The following is a 5462-nucleotide window of genomic DNA, read 5'->3' as shown; positions in this document are numbered from 1 at the left end:
CTCCAGGGCGCCGTTCGCCTGGAGATCCGCCAGCGTGCGACGCAGGTTGCCCACCACCGCAGAGATCATCCGGCGCAGTGCCGACCGCTCGCGCGGCTCGGACTCCGGATCGCGGCTGGTGAACCGCAGATCCGGCTCGGCCAGGCGCAGGCCGCTCTCCCGGGCCGCCAGCAGACGCAGATCGTCGGTGGAGGCGACCCCGGCCGCCGCCAGCAGTCCGTCGAGGTCCGCGGCGCTCGCGTCGGCCGCCCGCAGCAGTTGACCCGGGCGCCGCTCCAGCGAGGCCGGGTAGTCCTCCGCCAGCACCTCGAACAGGCGCTGCGCGGCGGGGCCGCACAGCACGGCGGCCGCACGCAACAACTCGAGGGTCGGCGTCGGCGCCAGCGGTCCGGTCACTGCTCACCCCTCCTGCTCAAGGCAGCCCACACCCGCGGGTTTGGCTGCTGAACGGCATCTCTGCTGACAGTTAAACGGCGGCGTCAGATTGCTTGATCTAAGCGATGCGTGAGTCTTACTGTCGCCGCATGACCTCGTCAAGAGCCACCGGCGCGGAAAACTCTTCGGCCGATCCCCCCACCTCGCAGCAGAACTCGCGTCGCGCCACGGACAGTTCCGTACAACCCGACGACGAACCGGACAGCAGGGCAGGAAAGACCGACCCCACGGACACCGGTCGAGGTGCGCCGCCGGACAGCACGGACTCCGGTCGAGGCGCGCCGCCCGAACGGGCGGACACCGGCGACGTGCTGGCCGCCTCCGTCGCCCGTGTCCGCCGCGCCGCCGGCCTCACCCTGAGCGCGGTGGCGACCCGCGCCGGTGTCTCACCGGCCTACGTCTCGCAGATGGAGTCCGGCGCCGCCAACCCCACGGTCCGCACCCTCGCCCAGATCGCCGACGCCCTCGGCGCCACCCCCGCCGAACTCCTCGGCGGAACCGGCCCGGTCACCCTCGCAGCCGCCCCCGCCTTCCTGCCGCGCTTCGCCCCGGCACCCCTGCTCGCCCAGGCCGACGGCCACCACGGCATCTGGGACCTCACGGCCCCCGGCGCCAGCCGGATCGGAGCCCGGCTGCTCCACGCCGACCTCGGCGACCACGACCACCCCACAGCCCACCCCGGCGAGGAGTTCGCGCTCGTCCTCGCCGGCTCCTGCCGGGTCTCGGTGGGCGGCGCCGTACGGCTGCTGCGCCGCGCCGACAGCTGCCACTTCGCCGCCACCGACGAACACCACTTCACCGACCCCAGCGACGACCTGCTGATGCTGGTCGTCCTCACCGAGGAGTAGCCGTGTCCACCGCTCCCTCCCCGCCCGCACCACGCGCGGGGACCCCGCTGCCCGACGGACTGGCCGCGGCCGCCTCCCCCGAGACCGCCCCCGAGGTGTGGCCGCTGACCGCCCGCACCGTCGATGGCCGGCTGCACGTGGGCGGGGTCGCCCTGGACGACCTGGCCGACGCCTGCGGCACCGCGCTGTACGTGGTGGACGAGGCCGACTTCCGCCACCGGGCCCGGCTGTGGCGCGAGTCCGGCGCGGACCGGGTGCACTACGCCTCCAAGGCGTTCCTGTGCGCGGAGATGGTCCGCTGGGTCGACTCCGAGGGACTGCACCTGGACGTGTGCAGCGGCGGCGAACTCCGGCTCGCCGTGGACACCGGCTTCGACGCCGCTCGGATCGTCTTCCACGGCAACAACAAGTCCGTAGCCGAATTGGAGGCCGCCGTCGCCCACGGCGTCGGCGTGGTGGTCGTCGACTGCCTGGAGGAGATCGACCGGCTCGCGCGCGCTGCCGCGGCGGCCGGCCGCATCCAGGACGTCTACGTCCGGATAGCCCCCGGCGTCGCCGCCGAGACCCACGACTACATGGCCACCGGCGGCGACGACGTCAAATTCGGCTTCCCGGTGCGCGGCGGCCACGCCGAGCGGGCCGTGCTCGCCGTCGCGGCGCGCCCCTCGCTGCGGCTCGCGGGGGTGCACTCCCACATCGGCTCGCAGATCACCGCCACCGAGGGACTGACGCTCGCCGCCGAACGGGTCGCCGCCTTCGTCACCCTGCTCGCCGAGCGGCACGGCATCACGGTCGCGGAGATCGACCTCGGCGGCGGCGCAGGCATCCCCTACCTGCCGGGCCAACCCCGCCTGGACCCGGCCGCGTTCACGGCCGCCCTGCGCGTCGGCCTGGAACAGGTGCTGCCCGGCTCACCGATACGGCTCGCCGTCGAGCCCGGCCGGGCGATGATCGGCACCGCCGGGGTGACGCTCTACCGCGTCGGCGCCGTCAAGGACGGGCTGCGCCGCCGGTTCGTCTCCGTCGACGGCGGCATGAGCGACGCCCTGCGCCCCTCCCTCTACCTCGCCCGTTACACCGCGTGGACCGCCAACCGTCCCGCCGAGGGCGAGCCGGTGCATGCCGTGGTCGTCGGTCGCCACTGCGAGAGCGGGGACGTGGTCGTGCCCGATATCGCCCTGCCGGAGGACATCGCCGCCGGGGACCTCCTCGCGGTCCCCGCCACCGGCGCCTACCACCACGCCATGGCCAGCAACTACAACGCCCAGCCCCGGCCTGCCGTCGTCGCCGTACGCGACGGCCGTGCCCGCCTCATGGTCCGCCGGGAGACCCCGGAGGACCTGCGCCGCCGCGACGCCCACGGTGACCCGGTGCAGCTGACTGCCGGGTGACCCCGGCGGGGTCCCTGTCCGCCTGGCCCCGGCCGCCCTCCAGCCGGATCCAGGCACACCTGTCGCTCACGCGGCTGCGTGCGGGGCTTGCCGCGGGCGCCGCCGAGCCGGCAGTTCAGCCCCGGGCCCTTCCCTCAGGGGCCGGTGCCCCGCGCTCACAGCCCCCGCCCACGGCAGCCCACCGCCCGCACCGCCGCCCAACTCCCCCTCACGTACTCGGAGTTACCCGATGTCCACCGCGCCGCACCTGCCCTACGGCAGCTGGCCGTCCCCGATCACCGCCGAAGCGGTCGCCGACGCCTCCGGATCCACCTCCTGGCCCTCCGGGGCCGGCGAAGAGAACTGGTGGTGCGCCTCCGACCCGGCCACTGCTAGCGTAAGGCTGCTGCGCAACGCCCCCGGCCACGAGGAGCCCGTCCCGGTGCTCGCCCCCGGCGTCTCCGTGCGCAACCGCTCCCTCGGCTACGGCGGCAAGCCGTACTGGGTACGCGCCGCGGACCCGGCCACAGGCAGCCACCTGCTGGTCTTCACCGACCACCGCGACCAGCGGCTGTACCGTGCCGAGGTGCCCCGCCTCAGGGTCGCCGAGGACAACGCGTTCCCGGCGCCCGTGCCGCTCACCCCGGCCGACCCGCCCGACCGGGAGACCTGCTGGGCCGACCCGGTGACCGGCCCGGACGGGACCGAGGTGTGGTGCGTGCGGGAGACCACCCGCGCCGCCACCGGACCGCACGACGCCGACCCGGCCGTCCGCACCGTGCGCGAGATCGTCGCCGTACCGCTGTCCGGTGCTGCCGCCGACGACCCCGGCGCGCTGCGCGTAGTGGCCCGCTCGCACCACTTCCTGTGCGGGCACCGGCTCTCCCCGGACAGTGGGCGGCTCGCCTGGATCGGCTGGGACCACCCCCATATGCCATGGGACAGCTCGGAGTTGATGGTCGCCGAGCTGCGCGACGGCGTCGCGGGCGAACCCGTCCGGCTGCTCGGCGGCAGCCACGACGGCACCGAGGTCTCCGTCTCTCAGGCCGAATGGGCGGGCCCCGACACCCTATACGCCATGGCGGACCCGGACGGCTGGTGGAACCTGCACCGCGTCGACCTGGCCACCGACCGGCTGACGCCCACCGCGATCACCAACGTCCTTCCCCTCCAGGAGGATTGCGCCGGTCCCATCTGGCGCGTCGGCGCGAGCTGGTTCGCCGTTACGCCGTACGGCGTGGTGCTGCCGCACGGCAACGGCCCGCAACAGCTGTCCCGTTGGCGGCCCGAGGACGGCGAACTGACCGAACTCACCGTCGGCTGGAGCAGCTTCCAGGCAGACCTCTGGTCGGACGGCGAACGGATCCTGGTCCGCGCCGCCGACCCGGCCCTCGGCTCCGCGCTGCTGTCGGTGTCCCTGGCCCCCGGCTCCGGCCCGGCCCGACGCACCAGGCCCAAGTCACAGGACCCGCTGGACCCTTGGCAACCCCGGCCCGAACGCCGCACCGTCTACGACGTGCAGGGCCGACCCGTCCACTTCGTGCTGCACCGGCCCACCCACCCCACCGCCACCGCACCCGAGGGCGAACTGCCGCCCCTGCTGGTGCAGGTCCACGGCGGCCCGACGAGTTCCACCGGCGTCACCGCCAACCTGGAGTACTCCTTCTTCACCAGCCGCGGCTTCACCGTCGCGGACGTCGACTACGGCGGCTCCACCGGCTACGGCAGGGCCTACCGCGACCGGCTGCGCGGCCAGTGGGGAGTGGTGGACGTCGACGACTGCGTCACCGTCGCCCGCGCCCTGGCTGCCGAGGGCCTGGCGGATCCTGCCCGTACGGCCGTGCGTGGCGGCTCGGCCGGAGGCTGGACCACCCTGGCCTGTCTGGTCCACACCGAGGTCTTCTGCGCGGGAACGGTCCTCTACCCGATCAGCGACCCGGCACGATGGCGGGCCGACCAGACCCACGACTTCGAGTCCCGCTACGTGGACACCCTCGTCGGTGTCCTCCCGCAGGACCGGGCTCGATTCGACAGGATCTCACCCGCCGCGAACGCCGACCGCATCACTGCGCCGCTGGTGATGCTCCAAGGCGCGGACGATGTCATCTGCCGCCCCGATCAGGCCATGTGCATCGTGGACAACCTGGCCGAAAACGGAGTGTGGCACCGCTTCCTGCTCTTCGAGGGCGAGGGACACGGCTTCCGCCGCGCCGACAGTGTCCGCCGCTCCCTGCTGGCCGAAGTCGCCCTCTACCGCGAGGTCCTCGGCGCCCACATCGCCCCCGACGTCCCCTTGGACGCCGACGCCCTGTGATCCGGGACGGCCGGACGACGCCCCGTGTGTCCCCGGCCGTACGAGTGGCCGATGGTCTCTCGGCGGGGCGTGGGAGCCCCGGCTGCGCTGACGGTGGGGAAGAGGGGGCGGGGATGGTGCCGACAGGCGTAATGGGCGCCTGCGCGTCGAACATTGATGCGTAGCGCCCCTTGGTGGCCATGAGTTGGCCGTGGTGCCGTGCTCCCAGCCCGCTCTGGCTGCTGCCTTCGGCTGATGCGATGGCCGGACGGAGTCGCTGGTGTACGCCTCCGCCCGGCGTCGTTCTGTCAGCCGTGGATGTCAGATGCCTCCTGACCCGTTGCTCTGCAGATATCGGTCTATTGAGGTGATACAGGCTGTCAGGGACCCTATGAGGGCCGGTGTGGGGCTAAGAGGTCCGAACAAAGGCGTCGTACATGTCTGTAGGTGATGAGACATGTTGCGAGCCCGAGGAAGGCTTCATGGATGTCGTCCCGTCGCTCCCACCGGACGCGC

General features: G+C 73.2%; 4 protein-coding genes. 3 read left to right on the top strand and 1 reads right to left on the bottom strand.

Features of this window, described 5'->3' with window-relative positions; genetic code table 11:
• The coding region (locus ACFW2E_RS40655; RefSeq protein ID WP_384475277.1) for a hypothetical protein at positions 1-396 on the bottom strand (396 nt) is incomplete at its 3' end.
• Positions 397-524: 128 nt separating this feature from the next.
• Between ACFW2E_RS40655 and ACFW2E_RS40650 the strand changes: the two genes are divergently transcribed.
• The 3 genes from ACFW2E_RS40650 (at position 525) to ACFW2E_RS40640 (ending at position 4967) form a co-directional block, all read left to right on the top strand.
• Positions 525-1283, top strand: a complete 759-nt coding sequence (locus ACFW2E_RS40650) for a helix-turn-helix domain-containing protein (RefSeq protein ID WP_384475274.1) — start codon at positions 525-527, stop codon at positions 1281-1283.
• Between the two features lie 2 nt (positions 1284-1285).
• Positions 1286-2674 (top strand): diaminopimelate decarboxylase, encoded by a 1389-nt coding sequence (gene lysA, locus ACFW2E_RS40645; RefSeq protein ID WP_384475272.1) that lies wholly within the window; start codon positions 1286-1288, stop codon positions 2672-2674.
• Positions 2675-2903: 229 nt separating this feature from the next.
• Positions 2904-4967 (top strand): prolyl oligopeptidase family serine peptidase, encoded by a 2064-nt coding sequence (locus ACFW2E_RS40640; protein WP_384475269.1) that lies wholly within the window; start codon positions 2904-2906, stop codon positions 4965-4967.
• The last annotated feature ends 495 nt before the right edge of the window (positions 4968-5462 follow it).

Source organism: Streptomyces sp. NPDC058964, assembly GCF_042741275.1.
Taxonomy (GTDB): Bacteria; Actinomycetota; Actinomycetes; order Streptomycetales; family Streptomycetaceae; genus Streptomyces.
Note: the sequence above shows the minus strand (reverse complement) of the source record. Positions and strands in the feature narration are given on the sequence as shown.